Below are 17,388 nucleotides of genomic sequence, written 5' to 3' on the forward strand. Positions count from 1 at the left end.
GCGACGGCGCATCAACCGAAATGCGCAAGCAGGATCAGCGTCAGCGTGACCACGATCGCGCCGCCGATACGCGTGGCGATCTGCGCGAACGGCATCAGCGTCATGCGGTTCGCGGCCGTCAGGATCGCGACGTCGCCCGTCCCGCCCTGGCCGCTGTGGCAGGCGTTCACGATCGCCGTGTCGATAGGGTACATCTTCAACAGACGCGCAACCACAAAGCCCGTGCCCATCAGCGTCGCGACCGTCGCGACGATCGTCACGATGTTGGCGAACGTGAATGCGGCGATCAGCTTGTCCCACGGCGTCATCGCGACGCCGATCGCGAACAGCAACGGATACGTGACGGCCGTCGAGAAGAACTTGTAGACGACGAACGCGCCTTCCTGCAACTGCGGCGACACGGCGCGCGCGAGCTTCACGAGCACAGCGAGGAACAGCATCGCGACGGGCGCGGGCAAGCCGAACAGGTCGCGGCACGCCAGGCCGAGCAGATACAGCGTGATCGCCGTGATGCCGGCCGCTGCAATATGCGTCACGTCGATATGGCCGGTGATTTCTTCTTTCACGGGGTCCATTTCATCCGTCTCGCCGACCTGCAGACGCCCTTTGCCCGTCAGATGCGGAAGGCGCTTGCCGAGCATGTCGAGCGCGCCGGCGAGCACGATCGCCGTGAGGCTGCCGAGCATCACGGGCGGCAGCACCTGCGCGAACAGCTCGCCTTGCGGCAGATGCATGATCTCCGAGTAGCCGACCGACAGCGGAATCGCGCCCTCGCCCACGCCGCCCGCCATGATGGGGACGACGATATACAGCAGCGTGTGACGCACGCCAAGCCCGAACGCCGCGCCGACTGCGGTGCCGACGAGCGCAGCCGCGATCGAACCGGCAGCGAGCGGCACGAAGATCTTCACGAAGCCCTGAACCAGCACGCGCCGGTCCATGCTCAGAATGCTGCCGACGATGATCGACGCGATGAACAGGTACAGGAAGTTCGTCTGCTTGGTGAATTCGGTGGTGAGGTGAAGGATGGGCTTCGGCAGCAGGTGATAGAAGGTCAGCGCGGAAGGCACGAAGGTCGCGCAGATCGCGGCGGCGCCGATGTTGCGAAGAATCGGCAGACGTTTGCCCAGTTCGGCGCACGTGAAGCCGAAAAACGCGAGCACGGCGATCGCCATCGATATCTCGCCGGGCACCTTGCCCGTCACGGCGAAGCCCGCGATCAGCGCGAGCAGGATGAAATAGACTGGCAGCGGAATGATGCCGATCCGGTATTCCATCAGCTTCCACCAGCCTTCCGGCCAGAAGCGGGTCTTGCTGTCGGATGGCTGCGCGGGGATCGTCTGCGAGTGGCGCGGGGCGTGGGAACTCGTTTGCAAAGCATGTCTCCTTGATTTGAGTGCGCGGACTGCGTCGCGGCGTCGCGCATCGTCGTGGTGGCCGCGTGGCCAGTGGGCGGCTATACCGCAAGGGCCATGCCAGAATTTGCCCGGCGCGCATCGCTCCGTCTGATTGATTTGATTGAATTTTTGTCGAGCCAGAAAGTGCGGGCGGCCGCGTCGTTCTGAGAGTTCAGAATCACGCCGATCGGTAGGCTGAGATTTCAGCCATTCGCTAGAATCTCCGGGATGGCTTCAACGCGGAGGAACGATGGACAGCACGTGGCAATTCCAGATCCGGATCACCGTGGCCGACGACCGGGCCAGCGCGTTGCGCGCGGACCCCGCGTCGGACAGCTATCCGCCGCTGCGCGACATCTTGCGCCGGCACAAGGCGTCGCTGAAATGCCAGTTCGACGCATTCGCCGATTACGTCAAGGAAGCGGAAGCGATGGGCACGTCGGCGTACCGGCTATACGAATGGACCCGCCAAACAATCGAGAACCCCGAGAAGAAGGCGAAGTACTTGCGGTCCTTTACCGTGTATGTCGAAGGCGAAGATGTCTACGACGAGGACATCGCCGATTCGCTCGAATCGGCACTGTCGGCGCTGCCCGCCGATGCGGGCATCGAGCGCGTTTTCAAATACGACACCGATCCGGCGAATAATCCGCAACCGCCGCAGGCGAATCGCGGTTGAATCGGTCCGCTGATCCGTCCAATGAAAAGGACGTCGCGGACCGAGTCAAACACATCAAGCAAGCGCGATTTCAACGTCAATATTGCCGCGCGTCGCCTTCGAATACGGGCAGGTCTGATGTGCCGCATCGACGAGCGCTTGCGCGACGTCGCGTGCCACGCCCGGCAGGCTGACGTTCAGACGCGCCTGCAGGAAGTAACCGCCCTCGCCCGTGCCGAGATCCACTTCGGCGTCGACGCTCGCGTCGGCGGGCAACGTCACCTTCAGTTCACGCGCCGCGAGGCCCATCGCGCCGATGAAGCAGGCCGACCAGCCCGCCGCAAAAAGCTGCTCGGGGTTCGTGCCCTTGCCGTTCGTGCCGGGCGACGAAAGCTGGATATTCAGCCGGCCATCCGAACTGCGCGACGCGCCTTCCCGCCCACCCGACGTGTGGGTCTTGCCTGTGTAGAGTACGTTGTCGATGCGTGCCATGATCGTTTCCTTTGCGAGTTGTGTGTGATTAGTGATGCTTGAAGGTCGAGCCGATGTCGCTGGCGATCACGCGATGACCTGACTGAACGGTCGAATCCGCTACGCCGCCCACTGTAGCCATGTTCTCGTTGCCCGTCGCTTCGCGGCCGGCGTCTGCAACGATCGCGGCGGCGCCTTGCTGTGAAGCCGGCGCGCCTTGAATCGGGTTGTAGTGCGGCGCAGAACCGTATCCGCTCGCGAATGCGGAAGCAGAGGCAGCAACGCTCGCTGCAACGAAAACTGCGGCTTTGAAGAACTTGTTCATCATTTCTCTCCGGTAGTTGAAGACCCTCGGTCGAGGGCACTCTGTCTGTCTACAAATCGCTGATCGATGCGGACTGGCGCTTTCGGTTGCTCACCGCCCGACTTAACAGCGCACGCGATTCAATCGCATGCGATGCATTCTAAACAAAGCCAGATGCATGTCAAGCATGCGATTCAATCGCGTGCGATCATTTTTTGAAAAAGACTTGTGCGAAAAGAATGCATGGAGATCGGCACTGGGACAGGCGCGCGTAAACGCACAGCGCGGGCGCGGCAGATATGCCGGGCCCGCGCTGCATCAAGCGGAAATACCGATTATTGCTGCTCGTTTACCGCTTTGACCAGGTTGTTGCGCAGCGTAACGATCGCTTTCTGCACCTTCGAGAATTCATCGGGCGAGAGGCCCGTCGCCTCGACGAGATCCATGTTGAGCGCCTTCTCGCGCAGGCGCCGACCGCTCTTCGTCAGACTGACGCGCACCTGGCGCTCGTCTTCGGGATCGCGTTGCCGCTCCAGATAGCCCATGCTTTCGAGCTTCTTCAGGATCGGCGTCAGCGTGTTCGATTCGAGGAACAGCTTTTCGCCGAGGCTGCTGACAGTCTGATCATCCTCTTCCCACAACGCGATCACCGTGATGTATTGCGTATAGGTCAGCCCGAGTTCTTCGAGAATCGGCTTGTACGCCTTGCCGAATGCGAGATTCGCCGAATAAACGGCGAAGCACAGGAAATCGGCGAGCTTCGGGTTCGCGGCGTCTGCCTTGGCGGTGGTCTTCATATGCGTCCTCGTCGGCGTGAGACGGATGTTTCGTCAGAAGCGCATTATACATCGCATGCGATTTAATCGCAAAAGCCTGACATTGAGCGAGGGTTGCGCATCGCACGTATCATCGAAACGATTTTGGCTGCATGATAGCTGCCGATGGACATGGACTCGAAGCGCATCAAGGGGCACACCATGGACGATTCGACGAACACGGCGCGCGACTTCATCGTGCGCACGATGACAGCCGGCGAAGCGGATCGCGCGATCGAATGGGCCGCGAACGAAGGCTGGAATCCCGGCATCCACGACGCCCACTGCTTTCGCGCGGCCGATCCCGACAGGTTCTTCGTCGGCGTATGGCGCGGCGAACCGGTCGGCTCGATTTCCGCCGTCGCATACGACGCGCATTTCGGCTTTATCGGGCTGTATATCGTCAAGCCAGCGTTTCGCGGCAAGGGGCTCGGCCTGCGCATCTGGCAGCATGGCATCGCGTATCTCGGCGAGCGCAACATCGGGCTCGATGGCGTGGTCGCGCAACAGCCGAACTATCGAAAGTCGGGCTTCGCGCTTGCGTACCGGAACATACGGTTTCAGGGCATTGCAAAGGCTGGCATCGCGGGCAGCGTGGCGTTCGCCGATGCGCGCGAATTGCCATTCGATCAATTGAACGCCTACGACCGACAGTTCTTCCCTGCGTCGCGCAACAGCTTTCTGCGCGCGTGGATCGATCAGCCGGATGCCGTCGCGCTGGCGCACGTCGTCGATGGACAGATGCGCGGCTATGGCGTGCTGCGCCGTTGCCGCGAAGGCCGCAAGATCGGGCCGCTGTTCGCCGACGACGCACCGATCGCCGAAACGCTGTTCACCGCGCTCGTCGCGCATTGTCCCGGCGAAACCGTGACGCTCGACGTGCCCGAGCCCAATCCGGCAGCCATCGCGCTTGCCGTGCGCCACGGCATGACGAGCGTGTTTGAAACGGCACGCATGTACACGAAAAAGGCGCCGGACATTCCGCTCGCGCAGGTGTTCGGCGTCACGTCGTTCGAATTGGGCTAACGGCTTTAGCGCTTCTGATCGTAGCGATAGACGCCGTGTCCCGTCTTGCGGCCCAGCCGCCCAGCCGCGACGAGTTCGCGCAGCAACGGACACGCGCGATACTTCGAATCGCCGAAGTCCTTCAGGAACACATCCATCACGGACAGGCACACGTCGAGCCCGATGAGATCCGCGAGCGCGAGCGGCCCGATCGGGTGATTCGCACCGAGACGCATGCCTTCGTCGATTTCCTCCGCCGTCGCGATGCCGTCCGCCAGCGCGAAGAACGCTTCGTTGATCATCGGCACGAGAATCCGGTTGACCACGAAACCCGGCGCGTTCTTCACGTTGACAGGCGTCTTGCCGAGACGCTGCGTCAGCTCGCGCACGGTGGCGGCCGTATCGTCGCCCGTCTGCACGCCGCGAATCACTTCGACGAGCGGCAGCAGCGGCACGGGATTGAAGAAGTGCATTCCGACGAAACGCTCGGGCTTCGCGAGCGTCGCGGCGAGCGCGGTGATCGAGATCGACGACGTATTCGACGCGATGATCGTCTCGCCGCTCACGATGGATTCGATCTGCCGCAGGATGCGGACCTTCAGCTCGACGTTCTCCGTCGCTGCTTCGACGACGATATCCGCGCCGGCGAGGCGCTGATAGTCGGTCGACGTTTCGATGCGCGTGAGCGCCGCATCGCGCGCCGATCCGTCGATCTTGCCCTTCTCGACCAGCTTCGCGAGACTCGCTGTGAGCGTCGCGACGCCCTTTTCGAGCGCTGCATCCGTGACGTCGATGAGCACCACCTTGAGGCCCGCCACCGCCGACACCTGCGCGATTCCGTTGCCCATCGTGCCTGCGCCGACGATGCCTATCGTTTCGATCTTCGTTGCCATTGCTACTCCTCTGTTTGCTGATTTGTGCGGATAACCGGGAATGCCGTCGATGCGTTGCAGCGCGTCATCCGCGATACGATACCTGTTTCTCGTGGGCATTCACGTGAAACCGGGCATGCGCGATTGGCGTCAAAGGGAACTGATCGAAGCGAGCGGCTATATCATCGAGGGCAACCGATTCATCGAAGGTCTCACCATGTTGTCCGTCGATCTGAACCCGAAACGAAAACGCGAGAACCCGCTGCTGTGGATTTTCGATCCTCTCGAACGAGACCCCGGCTATTCGCGCGAACGATTCTTCAACATGCAGGCCGCCTGGCTCGACGGCCTGCTCTATCTCGCGGTCGCAAGCGGTGACGAGCCGTGGAATGGGCTCCTCGTGTGCACGTCACACGACCGGCAAGCGGGGTTGCTGCACGCGTACCCCGCGCTCGTCCCACATCCCGTGCTCGGCAAGTGGCTGTATGTGTCGCAGAGCCATCCCGAGTTCGAAACGGTTGTGCAGGATATGGTCGCGCTCGCACGCGAACGCGATCCGCGCATGGGTGTCGTGCCGGGCAAACGCAAGCGGTCGCCCGATGTGATCGAGATGAAGGCCTCGTCGGCGAAAAGGAAAAAGTAGGCGTCGCGCGTTTGACCGTAGGATCGGGCCTTTTCGTGCAAGGCCGGAATTGCCGCCGAAGGCGCATCGAGTGTGCGGTGGCGGAAGACCGGTAGTTGCGTTTTCGCTCGACAGCATGAGTCGTCTGCACACATGCTGTGGCCCTCGAATGGATAAGATGAACGGCCGCCTTTCAGCTGATGCGGCTAGCGCGACGCCGTCCCTCCCAAAACAGTCGCGACCATTGGCTTGTTCCTTCAAGGCCTGAAAATATTCGATGGAATAGAACGCGTGGGCAGGTGTCGCCGCTCGCGTTATCGGGAAGCACTGTGATTGCGATTGCGCGCGTCGAGTACGCTGCGGATCGATGCCCCCACGGAAGCTCCCGCGCCTTGTTCGCAGAGGTCCGCCCATCGGCTCAATGTTTCGGGATCGGCGCATCCGCTTTCGCAAAGCGCTGCAAAGCGCGCAAGCGCCGCCTCCGAGCCGACCACGCTATGAAACCGCTGGCTGCCGATGCACGCATCGAGCAGCACGGCCATGCCTGCCTCGCGGGCTTTGTCGAGAACGTCTTGCATGATGGTCTCCTGCGCAAATCCTTGTCTGCTGATCTGAGAACAGTGTTTCTCGCGCGCGTATTCCCCAAATGCCGGCAAAAAAATTGGCGAAATGCGCCCGAATAAATTGGCGCATCGAGTGTTATGTCGATATATGCGCGGCCCTGGAAGGAGTGGCGTCGATGAACGAAGAAGATTTGCCGACCATCCTGCCGACGCTTCTGCCGCGACTATGGCGCTTCGCGCTGCGCCTGACACAGAACCCTCACGACGCGGAGGATCTCGTCCAGCGCGCGTGCGTGCGCGCACTCGAGAGGCACCAGCAGTTGCAGAACGGCACGTCGGCGCTCGGCTGGCTGTTCGCGATCGTCCATACCACTTGGATCAACGAGTTGCGCGCCCGCACCATTCGCAGCAGAGGCAACATCAACTGGCACGACGACGAGATCGAAAGCCTTGCTGATCCGTCCGGTCACACGCCCGAGATCGACCTCATGCATCGGCAGGTCATCGATGCGGTCGAGGCATTGCCGGATGCGCAGCGCGCCGTGATGGTACTCGTCGCCATCGAGGGCCTCAGCTATCGCGAAGCTGCGGACGTGCTGGACGTGCCGATCGGCACGATCATGAGCCGGCTCTCGCGCGCCCGTCTGACGATCGGGCAGCGGTTCAGCGCGCAATCGTCTGCGGCTGTGCGCAAGGGAGAATCAATATGAAGAATATCGACGACTCGATGTTGATGATGTACGTCGACGGCGAGCTACCGCCCGAACAGCGGACGGAAGTCGAAGCCGCCGTCGCGCATTCGCACGATCTCGGCGCGCGCGTCGATGCTTTGCGCGCGTCGTGCCTGCCGTATCGCGCGGCATTCGAGCGGCAGCGATTGCCGCCCGTGCCGGAAAATCTGGTGCGGCGTGTCGATGAACTCGTCGCCGTCAGCGCGTCGCGGCAGCGCGGCGATGTGCGCCGCAACGCGCCCGCCATGCCCTGGCTCGCGGCCGCGTTCGTTGCGGGCGCGGTCGTCTCCGGCGTGCTGACGGGCTACCTGGGACCGCTCGCGCCGTTCCGCCATGAGGCGGTGTCGCCGTGGGTGCGCAGCGTCGCCGACTATCAGGTGCTGTACGGGCGCGAAACGATCGCGAGCATCCGGGACGATCCGGCGAATACCGAGCAGATTCTCGCGGATATCCGTCAGCGCGACGGCATGCCCGTGCGCGTGCCGGATCTGCAGCAGGCGGGCCTGAAGTTCAAGCGCGTGCAGCGGCTGAATTACGACAACCGTCCGTTGATTCAGATCGTGTATCTGCCGGAACGGGGCGACCCTGTCGCGCTGTGCGTGCTGGAGGATTCGCACGCCGATGAACCCGTGCGCGCGCAGCAGGTCGGTCAAATGAAAACGGTCACCTGGCGTTCGAACAAGCTTGCTTACGTGTTGCTTGCGAAGAACACGCCCGTCGATCTGCAGCAGATGGCGAAGCAGATTGCGAATGGCAAAGTGTCGTATCTGTATGGCAATGCGTAGAAAGATCTCGTCACATGAGCCGTCATTCGACGAAGAAAGAGTCGTCACGGTTTGAAAATAAAACTCGCAGCAATGTTGGGGCCGGTATTGCTGACGCAGGCCGGCTGACCTCCCCGCTCGCCTTTGTGGCGCCGCTGCCCCATCGCCCCATCGCGGACGCCTTTATCGTCTTTAGCATTCTACGGACGCGTAACCGTCCGATTTCCCCTCTCCCTTCGCAGCGGGCCAGCCGCAAACGGCGTATGGTTTATCGCTTGCTCATCCACATTTGCGAAACCCACGAGGACACGGGTTCGCCTGTTTAACGGTCGTCATCCGCCGACGAATACCTATGAGGGAGCCATCCATGGAAATGAGCACTGCGGGCTCGCGCTTCGTTTGTACAGCCGCTCTGGCCGCGACGTTTGCGCTTATCGAGGCGGATGCCGCCGCTCGGACCGAATGCCCTGATTTTGTCGAATTGCCATCGGGAAGCAGCTTCAACGTCGCGCGTCTGATCTACGACAGCGGTTCTCCCGATGCGGCGCTCCAAAAAGTGCGCCAGATGTTCGCTAGAGCGTCTGAAGGCGGATGCCCGAGATCGGAGAAGCCTGCTGCGTGCGACGAAACGTTGGCGGTTGCAAAGAAGGCCATCACGGCACTGGAACTTTGCACTGCCGATACCTCTGCCGCTAACCCGGGGCACAAGGGTGGAAGCGTTACCCCGAGATAGTCGCCGCAAGCTTCATCGGTTCAATAGCTCGACACCGTGCGGAAAACGAACACGGTGTACGTCGACGCAATTCATGCGCCCCATTCAGCCGAGCCGCAAAGCCATCCGATACAACGCCTCGCCCACGCCCGACACGAGTCGCGTGGCATTGCCGTCCTTCAACCGGCCTTGCGCGTCGAAGGCTTCATGCGCCATGCCCAACGCGAACGCTTGAGGAATGACGAGCATACCGAGCTTGTCGAGAACGGCGCGCATGCCCGTTTGAGAGCGCAACCCGCCGAGTGGCCCCGGCGATGCGGACACCAGCGCCGCCACCTTGCCCGCCATCAGTGCGACACCACTCGACCCGTCGCCGCGCGGCCGGCTGATCCAGTCGATTGCGTTCTTCAGCAGGGCCGTATACCCGCCGTTGTATTCCGGCGTCGCGATTATTAGCGCATCGTGCATCTCCATCAAAGACTGAAGCTTGCGTGCGCCATTGGGCAAACCGCGTTCGGCTTCGAGGTCTCCGTAATAGATCGGCAGATCGAAGTCGGCGAGCCGCGCCTGCGTCACCTCGGCGCCGGCATCGCGCGCGCCTTGCACGGCAATGTCCAGCAGTTTCTGATTCAGCGACTCGCGGCGCGAACTTCCGTTGATCGCAAGAATTCTGACACCCATAACCACTCCAGATACGTTTAAGGTTCGCACGCGCGCCGGCTCAATTGGCGGGCGGCGTGCGGTATTCGATTTCGCCGCCGGGCAGGAAATACATCATCAGTGCCCGGCCTGTTACGGTTGGAAAATGCTCGCTCATCGGCGGGAACACGCGCCAGCCCGCGCCGTGCCCGCAAAACTGGGCGCCTTCTTCGAGCGGAACGATCATGTTGATTTCGCCGTTCGTGTGGCAGTGGTACTGGCCTTTCACATCGCGCAGCAAGCCGCTTTCGACGCTCATATCCGACGTTTCGTGCGACGGTTCCGCGATACGGCCACGGCGATAGTCCTTGCCCTCGATATCCGCATAGGCTACCCAGCCCTCTTCGACACCGAGCTTCAATAGCTCCGCGAGCCGCGTGTACGCTTCGGTGCCTTCGCCATACTTGCTGTTCAGGCGCGCTTCGAGCGCTGCGTCGAGCGGCATCGCGCGAATGTCTTCGCACAAGCTGCGCAGCAGTTTCATCAGTTCTGCCTTGTGAGGTCCCGAAGGCAACATGTTCGTCTCCATTGAATGTACTTGTCAGGCGGCTGTCTTCGCGATGGTCAGACGGAAGAACTGCGCGGCATTTTCGCCGAGCATGCGCTGCTTCGCCCGCTCGCTCAGCGCCGGATGGTTTTCGATCAGATGTCCGATGCGCTGCTCGCCAAGCGGATATGGATAGTCCGAGCCGAGCAGCACACGCTCTTCGCCCATCACATTGACCAGCAGTTGCAACGCGCGCGGATCGAACACCGCACTATCCACCGAAAACCGGTCGACATATGAGGACGGCAGATGCGGACAGTCCTCACGCACGATGTCGCGCTCACGCCATGCGTTATCGACACGGCCAAGCAGAAAAGCGAAGCTGCCGCCGCCATGGGCGAAGCACAACTTCAGCGAACGCGGTATGCGTTCGAACGCACCCGACAAGATCAGCGACAGAATGCTCAACTGCGTTTCCGCCGGCATCGCGACCAGCCACGGCAGCATCCACTTCTTCATGCGTCCGTCCGTCATCATGTCCCATGGATGCACGAGCACGGGAATGCCCTCATTCGCGCAATGCGTGAGGAACTGCACGAGGCCCTCGTCGTCGAGATCTTTCGGGCCGACATGATTGCCGATCTGCACGCCGCGATGTCCAGCGGCAAAAGCCCGCGACGCCTCCGCGCAAGCCAGTTCGACATCCTGCAGCGGCACCTGGGCCAGCACCGCAAGCCGCTGCGGCGCGACGGCGCACAGCTCGAGCGCGTGATCGTTCATCCGCTGCGCCCATTGCAGCGCAGTCTTCGCGTCGTTGCGGTAGCCGAACATCACGGGCGTCGCGCACATCAGTTGCACGTCGATACCGAGTGCGTCCATATCCTCGATGCGCCGCGCAGGGTCCCACAATGCGCGCGTGACGGGCCGGAATGCGCGCTCGCCTGTCATGATCATGCCCGTCTCGCCGCCTGTATCGATCGCGAGCCACGGCGTATCCGCCGCACCGACGCGTGCGGCCTCTTCACGCGAGATACGCGGGAAGAAGTGTGAGTGCATGTCGATTCGCAATGTCATAACGATTGCCCTGAACCTTGTTGTTCCATCTGATTTGTTACGCTTCGCCGCGCGTCGTGAATTCGGCCTGGCCGAAGCGGTTCACCACGCATTGCACGTGCAGCCCCGGCGTCAATGGCTGGGCTGCCGTCGCGGCGCCCGCCATGATCAGCGTGCCGGCGGGCAGCACGACCTGGGCATCGGCGGCGACGCGCGATGCCTGCACGATCGAGCGCATCGGGTCGCCGAGTATCGCGGCCGTTGTTCCCACCTGCACGTCCCTGCCGTCGAAGCGCATGATGACGCCCGCATTGCGAAGACCATCGAATCGATTCGACCAGCCGCCGATCACGAGGCCCGCGCTGGAGCAGTTGTCGGTGATGACGTCTTCGAGCGTGAAGCGAAACGCCTTGTAGCGCGAGTCGATGATCTCCATCGCGGGCGCGACGGCTTCGAGATACGACTGCGCCTCGAGCGCGGTGAGCGGACGGTCGATATCGCGCTTCGTGAGAAAGCACACCTCCGGCTCGACGCGCGGATGAATGAAGCGCCGCAGATCGACGGGCGCGCCCTCTTCTTCGAGCATCGCGTCCGTCAACCAGCCCCAGATCAAACTATCGACGCCCATCTGGAGCATCTTCGCGCGGCTCGTGAAGCCGAGCTTGATGCCGATGATCCGCTCGCCGCGCGCCTTGCGCAGCTCGATCGACGCGCGCTGGATGCGATACGCGTCCTCGACAGAAAACGGTTCGTTCGCGCTCATCTGTTCGATCGCACTGCTGTGCCGCGCAGCATCGTCGACGCGTCGTGCCGCTGCTTCGATATTCATCGTGCCGCCTCCGCTACGCGATTCGTGCGCTTCAGCAGATCGAGCGCGACATCGACGATCATGTCCTCCTGCCCGCCAACCATGCGCCGCCGCCCCAGCTCCACCATGATGTCGAACGCCGACAGGCCATACTTCTGCGCGGCCGTCTCCGTATGACGCAGGAAGCTCGAATAGACGCCCGCATAGCCCAGCGCCAGCGTTTCGCGATCGACGCGAACTGGCCGCTCCTGCAACGGACGCACGATATCGTCGGCGGCATCGATCAGCTTCTTCACGTCGCAGCCGTGATTCCACTGCATCCTGTCGACCGCTGCGATAAACACCTCGAGCGGCGCATTGCCCGCGCCCGCCCCCATGCCGGCAAGGCTCGCGTCGATGCGGTCGCATCCTTCCTCCAGCGCGACGATCGAGTTCGCGACGCCGAAGCTCAGGTTGTGATGCGCGTGCATGCCCGTTTGCGTCGTGTCGTCCAGCACGTCCTTGAACGCCCTGACCCGCGCACGCACGTCGTTCATGTTCATCGCGCCGCCGGAATCCACCACGTAGATGCACGTCGCGCCATAGCTCTCCATCTTCTTCGCTTCGGCGGCGAGGTTTTGCGGCGTCGTCATGTGGCTCATCATCAGAAAGCCGACGGTGTCCATGCCCAGTTCGCGCGCGTACCCGATGTGCTGCTTTGCGATGTCCGCCTCCGTGCAATGCGTCGCGATGCGCACCACGCGCGCGCCCGCATCGTATGCGGCGCGCAGGTCGTGCACCGTGCCGATGCCTGGCAGCAACAGCGTCGCCACCTTCGCGCGCTCGACGGTCTGCGCGACGGCCTCGATCCATTCGATATCGGTATGCGCGCCAAACCCATAATTGAAGCTGGAGCCCGAAAGTCCATCACCATGTGCCACTTCGATGCTGTCGACGCCGGCCTCATCGAGCGCTCGCGCGATCACAACCGCCTGGTCGAGCGAGTACTGATGGCGAATGGCATGCATGCCGTCGCGCAACGTCACATCGGATACGTAGATTTTTTTCGTGTCGAGATTCGTCATGTCATCGCTCCGTTCACGCTGCGATCCGGCTGGCCGCGAGTTGCTCGGCCGCGCGCAAGGCCGCGGACGTCATGATGTCGAGATTGCCCGCATACGAAGGCAGGTAGTGCGCGGCGCCTTCGACTTCGAGAAACACGCTTGCTTTCAGCGCGAAATCCGGATTGCCGAAACGGCCTGCAAATTGCGGCGGAAACGGAATGCGATCGAACTGCACCGCCTGCTTGAGCCGGTAGCCGGGCACATAGGCGGCGACGTCGCGCACCATCGCGTCGACGGATGCTTCGATGCGCTCGCGATCCGCGTGCTCGTCGACGAGGCAATAAACGGTATCGCGCATCATCAGCGGCGGCTCGGCCGGGTTCAGCACGATGATCGCTTTGCCCACCGCCGCCCCGCCCACGCTTTCGATCGCGCGCGACGTGGTCTCGGTGAATTCGTCGATATTGGCGCGCGTGCCGGGGCCTGCCGAACGGCTCGAAATCGACGCGACGATCTCCGCGTAATGCACGGGCGTCACGCGTGAAACGGCGCGCACGACAGGAATGGTCGCCTGGCCGCCGCACGTCACCATGTTGATGTTCGGTGCGTCGAGATGCTGGTCGAGATTGACCACGGGAACGACAAAGGGACCAATGGCGGCGGGCGTCAGGTCGATCGCCGTGACGCCGCGCCGAGCCAGGATTTCGGCGTGACGGCGATGCGCGCCCGCCGACGTCGCGTCGAAGACGATGCGCACGTCGTCGAACTCGGGCATCGCCAGAAGACCGTCGATGCCGCCGGCCGTTGTCGCCACGCCCATGCGCGCGGCGCGCGCAAGGCCGTCGGAGGCGGCGTCGATGCCGACCATCGCGCCCATCTCGAGGTGCTTCGCATGTCGCAGGATCTTGATCATGAGGTCCGTGCCGATGTTGCCCGAACCGATCACCGCGACTGAGAGTCGAGTGTTGTCTTTCACGTTGCTGATTCCGTCTGATTGGAGAACAGTGCGCGCACGGCGCCGAGACCTTCGATGTGCGCGGCGAACGCGTCGCCGGGATGCACGGCGGCCATCGGGCCGAGCGCGCCCGTCAATACGATGTCCCCGGCACGCAGCGGCGCGCCCACGCGGACCATCGTGTTCGCGAGCCAGATGGCAGCATTGAGCGGATTGCCGAGGCACGCCGCGCCCGCACCGACGCTAACCTGATCGCCGCCGCGCTCCATCACCATGCCGCAGCCGACGATATCGAATGCGTCGAGCTTGACGGGCCGGCTGCCGAGCACGAACAGGCCGCTCGACGCGTTGTCCGCAACGGTGTCCGCGAGCCGGATATCCCAGTTCGCGATGCGGCTGCCCACGACCTCGATGGCGGGCAGCGCGAAAGTCGTTGCGCGCAGGATGTCCGCGACCGTGTGCCGTTCATGCAGCAGATCGCGTTCGACGACGAGTGCGATCTCCGCCTCGACCTTCGGTTGCTGCGTGAGGGCAAACGGAATTTCTTCGCCATCGCCATACGCCATGTGATCGAACAGCATGCCGAAGTCGGGCTGATCGACACCGAGCTGTGTCTGCACCGCGCGCGAGGTCAGGCCGATTTTCCGCCCGACGAGACGCGCGCCGGCTTCGATTTGCCGCTGCGTGTTGATCTGTTGAACGCGGTACGCGTTATCGAGCGAGTCGCCGCCGAGCGCGCCGATGGCATCGCGAACAGGCGGCGCCGCTTTGAACGGATGCTGCCGCTGCGCTTGCCAGAGCGTGTCGGCGATCGCCTGAAGGGTCTGTGCGTGCGTCATGTCAGGCCACCTTCACGCAAACGTTGGTCAGTTCCGAGTAGAAGTCCATCGAATGACGGCCGCCTTCGCGCCCGAAGCCCGAGAGCTTCGCGCCGCCGAACGGCGTGCGCAGATCGCGGACGAACCATGCGTTAACCCACACGATGCCCGTCTCAATCCGCGGCGCGACGCGATGCGCACGCGACAGGTTCGTCGTCCAGATGCTGGCTGCGAGCCCATAGGCGCTGTCGTTGACGCGCTGGACCACTTCGTCTTCGTTGTCGAAAGGCGCAATGTGACAGACGGGGCCGAAGATTTCTTCCGTCACGCAGCGCGCGTCATCGGGCAGTCCCGTCCAGATGGTCGGCTGCACGAACGCGCCGTCGTCGCATGCATTGCCGAACTTCGGCACGCCGCCGCCCGTGACGACCGTCGCGCCCTCGGCGACGGCGAGCTCGTAATAGCCGAGCACTTTGTCGCGATGGCCCTTCGAGATCATCGGTCCCGTCGTCGTGCCCGCTTCGTAAGGCGAGCCGACCACGAGCGCTTCCGTCTTGTTCTTCAGCGCCGCGACGAACCGCTCGAAGATGGGCCGCTCGACATACACGCGTTCCGAACACAGGCACACCTGCCCGGCATTCGTGAAGCTCGAGCGCAGCACGCCTTCGACGGCCGCGTCGAAATCGGCATCCGCGAACACGACGGCCGCGTTCTTGCCGCCGAGTTCGAACGACACGTTTTTCACGCCGTCAGCGACGGCTTTCATGATCGCGCTGCCCGTCTTCGATTCGCCCGTGAACGTGATGGCGTCGATATCCGGATGACGCGTGAGCCATTCGCCCGCCGCATGGGCGCCGTGACCGTGGATCAGGTTGAACACGCCTCGCGGCAGCCCGATATCGCGCATGACCTCGGCAAGCAGCGTCGCCGAGGTCGGCGTCTCTTCCGATGGCTTCGCGACGACGCAGTTGCCCATCGCGAGCGCGGGCGCCACTTTCCACGTGAACAGCAGCAACGGCAGATTCCACGGCGAGATCACGCCCACCACGCCGAGCGGCTTGCGCGTCACATAGTTGAGCATCTGGCCGTCGGCCGTAGACGTTTCGAAGAACTCGCCATGCGCGGTGTGCACCAGATCGGCGAACGTGCGGAAGTTGGCGATGCCGCGCGCGATGTCGAGACTGCGCGCCTGTGCAACAGGCCGGCCCGTGTCGGCAACTTCGGCCGCGACGAAGTCGTCGAAGCGCGCTTCGATGCCATCGGCGATCCGATGCAGCCATGCAGCGCGCTTCTGTGCGCTCAGGCTGCGCCACGGGCCTTGCTGCGCGCGCCGCGCGGCTTTGACGGCGGCATCGACGGCCGCCGCGTCCGCCTCTGCGACACGCGAAAGTTCGTGGCCGTCGACGGGGCTCACATTCGCGAAGGTATGCGCCGACCCGACGAATTCACCGTCGATGAAATGCCGCAGGCGCTGCGGCAACTCTGCTTGCGCGTTGGAATTCATCAAAACTCCTGCTGACTGGATGCGTTACAGCCAGTGTAGGAGCGACCGTTCACGCTGAATAATCAAACATTGAGCGGCTGATATGAGCGACTGGAATACCGGCGTTGCCGCGTTCAAACCTGGGTCGAAGCCTCGGCCACTTCACGCAGGCACGCGACGAACGCCTCGCACGCCGGGCTCAGTTCCTTGTTCGAGCGCACGGAATAACCCACTGTGCCGAACGACCCCGTCTCGGGTATATCGAGAATGCGCAGCAGCCCCGCCCGCACGAATTGCGTGGCGGCTACGCGCGGCATCACCGCGACGCGCGGGCTTTCGATGAGCAAGCCCAGGTTCGTCAGCACGGACAGCGATTCAACGAGATCGGCGGGCAGCGCGAGCCCCGCCTCGCGAAACATCCGTTCGACGGAAAGGCGCAGCGGCGACTCGCTCGTCGGCAGGATCCACGGTACACCGGCGAGTTCGCGCAACGACCCGATCGGCTCGCTTGCGAAGGCGTGCGCGCGGCCGACGACGATCGTCATCGCGTCGTCGAAGAGCGCATGATGCGTCAGCGCAAAGGCATCGGAGATCGGCAGCTCGACCTCGGGCAAGCGGCCGACGACGATATCCAGTTCACCCGTTGCGAGCGACGGAAAAAGCTGCGCGGTGGGCCCTTCGCGCACGGTGACGAGCACGTCGGGCGAGCGCGCCTTCAATCGCGTGATGGCCATCGGCAACAGATGCGCGGACGCCGAGATCAGCGTGCCGACGATCACATGACCCGCCGTGCCGAAGCGGAAGTGGTCGAGTTCGTCCGTCATATGACGAAATTCGGCCAGCAGCGATTTCACTCGTCGCCCGACCACGCGCCCCAGGTCCGTCGGCACGACGCCGCGATTCGAGCGTTCGAACAGCACGCCGCCGAGCGACGACTCCAGTTCCTGAATGACTTTCGTGACGGCGGGCTGGGTGAGGCCCAGATCGTTCGCGGCCCGCAGGATCGAGCCCGTCTCGATGACGCGATCGAAGATGAGCAGCTGGCTCAGCTTCAGATTGCGGCTCAAGCCGATCTGGCTAAGGGGAAACCGATGCATGGCGGCGGCGGGCGGGAAGAGGAACGAGCCT

General features: G+C 63.0%; 22 protein-coding genes. 7 read left to right on the forward strand and 15 right to left on the reverse strand.

Translation table 11 applies throughout. The features are described from left to right. Nucleotides 1-11: 11 nt before the first annotated feature. Nucleotides 12-1,337 (reverse strand): 2-hydroxycarboxylate transporter family protein, encoded by a 1,326-nt coding sequence (locus VSR68_RS05050; RefSeq protein WP_428983466.1) that lies wholly within the window; start codon nucleotides 1,335-1,337, stop codon nucleotides 12-14. Between the two features lie 310 nt (nucleotides 1,338-1,647). On the opposite strand from VSR68_RS05050, the gene VSR68_RS05055 reads away from it, so the two are divergent. Continuing rightward, a complete protein-coding gene (locus VSR68_RS05055; RefSeq protein WP_342938740.1) occupies nucleotides 1,648-2,076 on the forward strand; it encodes a hypothetical protein in 429 nt (142 codons plus the stop codon). Nucleotides 2,077-2,130: 54 nt separating this feature from the next. Here VSR68_RS05055 and VSR68_RS05060 read toward each other — a convergent pair whose 3' ends face one another. The 3 genes from VSR68_RS05060 to VSR68_RS05070 form a co-directional block, all read right to left on the reverse strand. Beyond that, entirely contained in the window at nucleotides 2,131-2,547 is a 417-nt protein-coding gene (locus VSR68_RS05060; RefSeq protein ID WP_342938741.1) for an organic hydroperoxide resistance protein, read from the reverse strand. A 28-nt stretch (nucleotides 2,548-2,575) separates the two neighbouring features. Continuing rightward, a complete protein-coding gene (locus VSR68_RS05065) occupies nucleotides 2,576-2,854 on the reverse strand; it encodes a hypothetical protein (protein ID WP_342938742.1) in 279 nt (92 codons plus the stop codon). 311 nt (nucleotides 2,855-3,165) lie between these two features. Next, nucleotides 3,166-3,627 carry a MarR family transcriptional regulator gene (locus VSR68_RS05070; protein WP_342938743.1) on the reverse strand — a complete coding sequence of 154 codons (462 nt, stop codon included), beginning with the start codon at nucleotides 3,625-3,627 and terminating at the stop codon, nucleotides 3,166-3,168. A gap of 180 nt (nucleotides 3,628-3,807) precedes the next feature. Between VSR68_RS05070 and VSR68_RS05075 the strand changes: the two genes are divergently transcribed. Next, on the forward strand, nucleotides 3,808-4,671 hold the full coding sequence (locus tag VSR68_RS05075) for a GNAT family N-acetyltransferase (protein WP_342938981.1): 864 nt from the start codon (nucleotides 3,808-3,810) through the stop codon (nucleotides 4,669-4,671). Nucleotides 4,672-4,676: 5 nt separating this feature from the next. Here the strand turns inward: VSR68_RS05075 and VSR68_RS05080 are convergent, their stop codons facing one another. Then, on the reverse strand, nucleotides 4,677-5,543 hold the full coding sequence (locus VSR68_RS05080; protein ID WP_342938744.1) for a 3-hydroxybutyryl-CoA dehydrogenase: 867 nt from the start codon (nucleotides 5,541-5,543) through the stop codon (nucleotides 4,677-4,679). Nucleotides 5,544-5,739: 196 nt separating this feature from the next. On the opposite strand from VSR68_RS05080, the gene VSR68_RS05085 reads away from it, so the two are divergent. Then, nucleotides 5,740-6,165: a hypothetical protein gene (locus VSR68_RS05085; protein ID WP_342938982.1), complete on the forward strand. Its 426-nt coding sequence runs from the start codon at nucleotides 5,740-5,742 to the stop codon at nucleotides 6,163-6,165. Between the two features lie 293 nt (nucleotides 6,166-6,458). Here the strand turns inward: VSR68_RS05085 and VSR68_RS05090 are convergent, their stop codons facing one another. Beyond that, nucleotides 6,459-6,722: a hypothetical protein gene (locus tag VSR68_RS05090; RefSeq protein ID WP_342938745.1), complete on the reverse strand. Its 264-nt coding sequence runs from the start codon at nucleotides 6,720-6,722 to the stop codon at nucleotides 6,459-6,461. 152 nt (nucleotides 6,723-6,874) lie between these two features. Here VSR68_RS05090 and VSR68_RS05095 point away from each other — a divergent pair, with 152 nt between their 5' ends. Genes VSR68_RS05095 through VSR68_RS05110 form a run of 4 tightly spaced genes read left to right on the forward strand, consistent with a single transcriptional unit; the run spans nucleotide 6,875 to nucleotide 8,935 of the window. After that, nucleotides 6,875-7,417, forward strand: coding sequence for an RNA polymerase sigma factor (locus tag VSR68_RS05095; RefSeq protein WP_342938746.1), 543 nt, complete (start codon nucleotides 6,875-6,877; stop codon nucleotides 7,415-7,417). Then, a complete protein-coding gene (locus tag VSR68_RS05100; protein WP_342938747.1) occupies nucleotides 7,414-8,223 on the forward strand; it encodes an anti-sigma factor in 810 nt (269 codons plus the stop codon). The genes VSR68_RS05095 and VSR68_RS05100 overlap by 4 nt, the downstream gene beginning before the upstream one ends. A gap of 14 nt (nucleotides 8,224-8,237) precedes the next feature. Next, on the forward strand, nucleotides 8,238-8,528 hold the full coding sequence (locus VSR68_RS05105) for a hypothetical protein (protein WP_342938748.1): 291 nt from the start codon (nucleotides 8,238-8,240) through the stop codon (nucleotides 8,526-8,528). A 41-nt stretch (nucleotides 8,529-8,569) separates the two neighbouring features. Beyond that, nucleotides 8,570-8,935 carry a hypothetical protein gene (locus VSR68_RS05110; RefSeq protein WP_342938749.1) on the forward strand — a complete coding sequence of 122 codons (366 nt, stop codon included), beginning with the start codon at nucleotides 8,570-8,572 and terminating at the stop codon, nucleotides 8,933-8,935. A gap of 84 nt (nucleotides 8,936-9,019) precedes the next feature. Here the strand turns inward: VSR68_RS05110 and VSR68_RS05115 are convergent, their stop codons facing one another. The 9 genes from VSR68_RS05115 to VSR68_RS05155 all read right to left on the reverse strand — a co-directional run bounded on the left by VSR68_RS05115 (nucleotide 9,020) and on the right by VSR68_RS05155 (nucleotide 17,357). Then, nucleotides 9,020-9,595: an NAD(P)H-dependent oxidoreductase gene (locus VSR68_RS05115; protein WP_342938750.1), complete on the reverse strand. Its 576-nt coding sequence runs from the start codon at nucleotides 9,593-9,595 to the stop codon at nucleotides 9,020-9,022. Nucleotides 9,596-9,635: 40 nt separating this feature from the next. Next, nucleotides 9,636-10,130: a DUF4863 family protein gene (locus VSR68_RS05120; protein ID WP_342938751.1), complete on the reverse strand. Its 495-nt coding sequence runs from the start codon at nucleotides 10,128-10,130 to the stop codon at nucleotides 9,636-9,638. A 24-nt stretch (nucleotides 10,131-10,154) separates the two neighbouring features. Further along, nucleotides 10,155-11,174 carry an amidohydrolase family protein gene (locus VSR68_RS05125; protein WP_342938752.1) on the reverse strand — a complete coding sequence of 340 codons (1,020 nt, stop codon included), beginning with the start codon at nucleotides 11,172-11,174 and terminating at the stop codon, nucleotides 10,155-10,157. Between the two features lie 37 nt (nucleotides 11,175-11,211). Then, nucleotides 11,212-11,982, reverse strand: a complete 771-nt coding sequence (locus tag VSR68_RS05130) for a 2-keto-4-pentenoate hydratase (protein WP_342938753.1) — start codon at nucleotides 11,980-11,982, stop codon at nucleotides 11,212-11,214. Further along, a complete protein-coding gene (gene dmpG / locus VSR68_RS05135; RefSeq protein WP_342938754.1) occupies nucleotides 11,979-13,025 on the reverse strand; it encodes a 4-hydroxy-2-oxovalerate aldolase in 1,047 nt (348 codons plus the stop codon). Before dmpG ends, VSR68_RS05130 begins: the two co-directional genes overlap by 4 nt. 13 nt (nucleotides 13,026-13,038) lie before the next feature. Beyond that, on the reverse strand, nucleotides 13,039-13,980 hold the full coding sequence (locus VSR68_RS05140) for an acetaldehyde dehydrogenase (acetylating) (protein ID WP_342938755.1): 942 nt from the start codon (nucleotides 13,978-13,980) through the stop codon (nucleotides 13,039-13,041). Continuing rightward, nucleotides 13,977-14,798, reverse strand: coding sequence for a 2-keto-4-pentenoate hydratase (locus VSR68_RS05145; RefSeq protein ID WP_342938756.1), 822 nt, complete (start codon nucleotides 14,796-14,798; stop codon nucleotides 13,977-13,979). Before VSR68_RS05145 ends, VSR68_RS05140 begins: the two co-directional genes overlap by 4 nt. Nucleotide 14,799: 1 nt before the next feature. Further along, complete coding sequence (locus VSR68_RS05150) at nucleotides 14,800-16,281, reverse strand: 2-hydroxymuconic semialdehyde dehydrogenase (protein WP_342938757.1); 1,482 nt, start codon at nucleotides 16,279-16,281, stop codon at nucleotides 14,800-14,802. 113 nt (nucleotides 16,282-16,394) lie between these two features. Then, entirely contained in the window at nucleotides 16,395-17,357 is a 963-nt protein-coding gene (locus VSR68_RS05155; RefSeq protein ID WP_342938758.1) for a LysR substrate-binding domain-containing protein, read from the reverse strand. Nucleotides 17,358-17,388 lie beyond the last annotated feature (31 nt).

Source organism: Paraburkholderia phymatum (assembly GCF_038900715.1).
Taxonomy (GTDB): domain Bacteria; phylum Pseudomonadota; class Gammaproteobacteria; order Burkholderiales; family Burkholderiaceae; genus Paraburkholderia; species Paraburkholderia phymatum_A.

What these genes read in the sequence shown, in the direction of transcription:
- VSR68_RS05055 (WP_342938740.1), top strand. Translation starts at nt 1,648, where the DNA reads ATGGACAGCACGTGGCAATTCCAGATCCGGATCACCGTGGCCGACGAC.
- VSR68_RS05060 (WP_342938741.1), bottom strand. Translation starts at nt 2,547, where the DNA reads ATGGCACGCATCGACAACGTACTCTACACAGGCAAGACCCACACGTCG.
- VSR68_RS05065 (WP_342938742.1), bottom strand. Translation starts at nt 2,854, where the DNA reads ATGATGAACAAGTTCTTCAAAGCCGCAGTTTTCGTTGCAGCGAGCGTT.
- VSR68_RS05070 (WP_342938743.1), bottom strand. Translation starts at nt 3,627, where the DNA reads ATGAAGACCACCGCCAAGGCAGACGCCGCGAACCCGAAGCTCGCCGAT.
- VSR68_RS05075 (WP_342938981.1), top strand. Translation starts at nt 3,808, where the DNA reads ATGGACGATTCGACGAACACGGCGCGCGACTTCATCGTGCGCACGATG.
- VSR68_RS05080 (WP_342938744.1), bottom strand. Translation starts at nt 5,543, where the DNA reads ATGGCAACGAAGATCGAAACGATAGGCATCGTCGGCGCAGGCACGATG.
- VSR68_RS05085 (WP_342938982.1), top strand. Translation starts at nt 5,740, where the DNA reads ATGTTGTCCGTCGATCTGAACCCGAAACGAAAACGCGAGAACCCGCTG.
- VSR68_RS05090 (WP_342938745.1), bottom strand. Translation starts at nt 6,722, where the DNA reads ATGCAAGACGTTCTCGACAAAGCCCGCGAGGCAGGCATGGCCGTGCTG.
- VSR68_RS05100 (WP_342938747.1), top strand. Translation starts at nt 7,414, where the DNA reads ATGAAGAATATCGACGACTCGATGTTGATGATGTACGTCGACGGCGAG.
- VSR68_RS05105 (WP_342938748.1), top strand. Translation starts at nt 8,238, where the DNA reads ATGAGCCGTCATTCGACGAAGAAAGAGTCGTCACGGTTTGAAAATAAA.
- VSR68_RS05110 (WP_342938749.1), top strand. Translation starts at nt 8,570, where the DNA reads ATGGAAATGAGCACTGCGGGCTCGCGCTTCGTTTGTACAGCCGCTCTG.
- VSR68_RS05115 (WP_342938750.1), bottom strand. Translation starts at nt 9,595, where the DNA reads ATGGGTGTCAGAATTCTTGCGATCAACGGAAGTTCGCGCCGCGAGTCG.
- VSR68_RS05120 (WP_342938751.1), bottom strand. Translation starts at nt 10,130, where the DNA reads ATGTTGCCTTCGGGACCTCACAAGGCAGAACTGATGAAACTGCTGCGC.
- VSR68_RS05125 (WP_342938752.1), bottom strand. Translation starts at nt 11,174, where the DNA reads ATGACATTGCGAATCGACATGCACTCACACTTCTTCCCGCGTATCTCG.
- VSR68_RS05130 (WP_342938753.1), bottom strand. Translation starts at nt 11,982, where the DNA reads ATGAATATCGAAGCAGCGGCACGACGCGTCGACGATGCTGCGCGGCAC.
- dmpG (WP_342938754.1), bottom strand. Translation starts at nt 13,025, where the DNA reads ATGACGAATCTCGACACGAAAAAAATCTACGTATCCGATGTGACGTTG.
- VSR68_RS05145 (WP_342938756.1), bottom strand. Translation starts at nt 14,798, where the DNA reads ATGACGCACGCACAGACCCTTCAGGCGATCGCCGACACGCTCTGGCAA.
- VSR68_RS05150 (WP_342938757.1), bottom strand. Translation starts at nt 16,281, where the DNA reads ATGAATTCCAACGCGCAAGCAGAGTTGCCGCAGCGCCTGCGGCATTTC.
- VSR68_RS05155 (WP_342938758.1), bottom strand. Translation starts at nt 17,357, where the DNA reads ATGCATCGGTTTCCCCTTAGCCAGATCGGCTTGAGCCGCAATCTGAAG.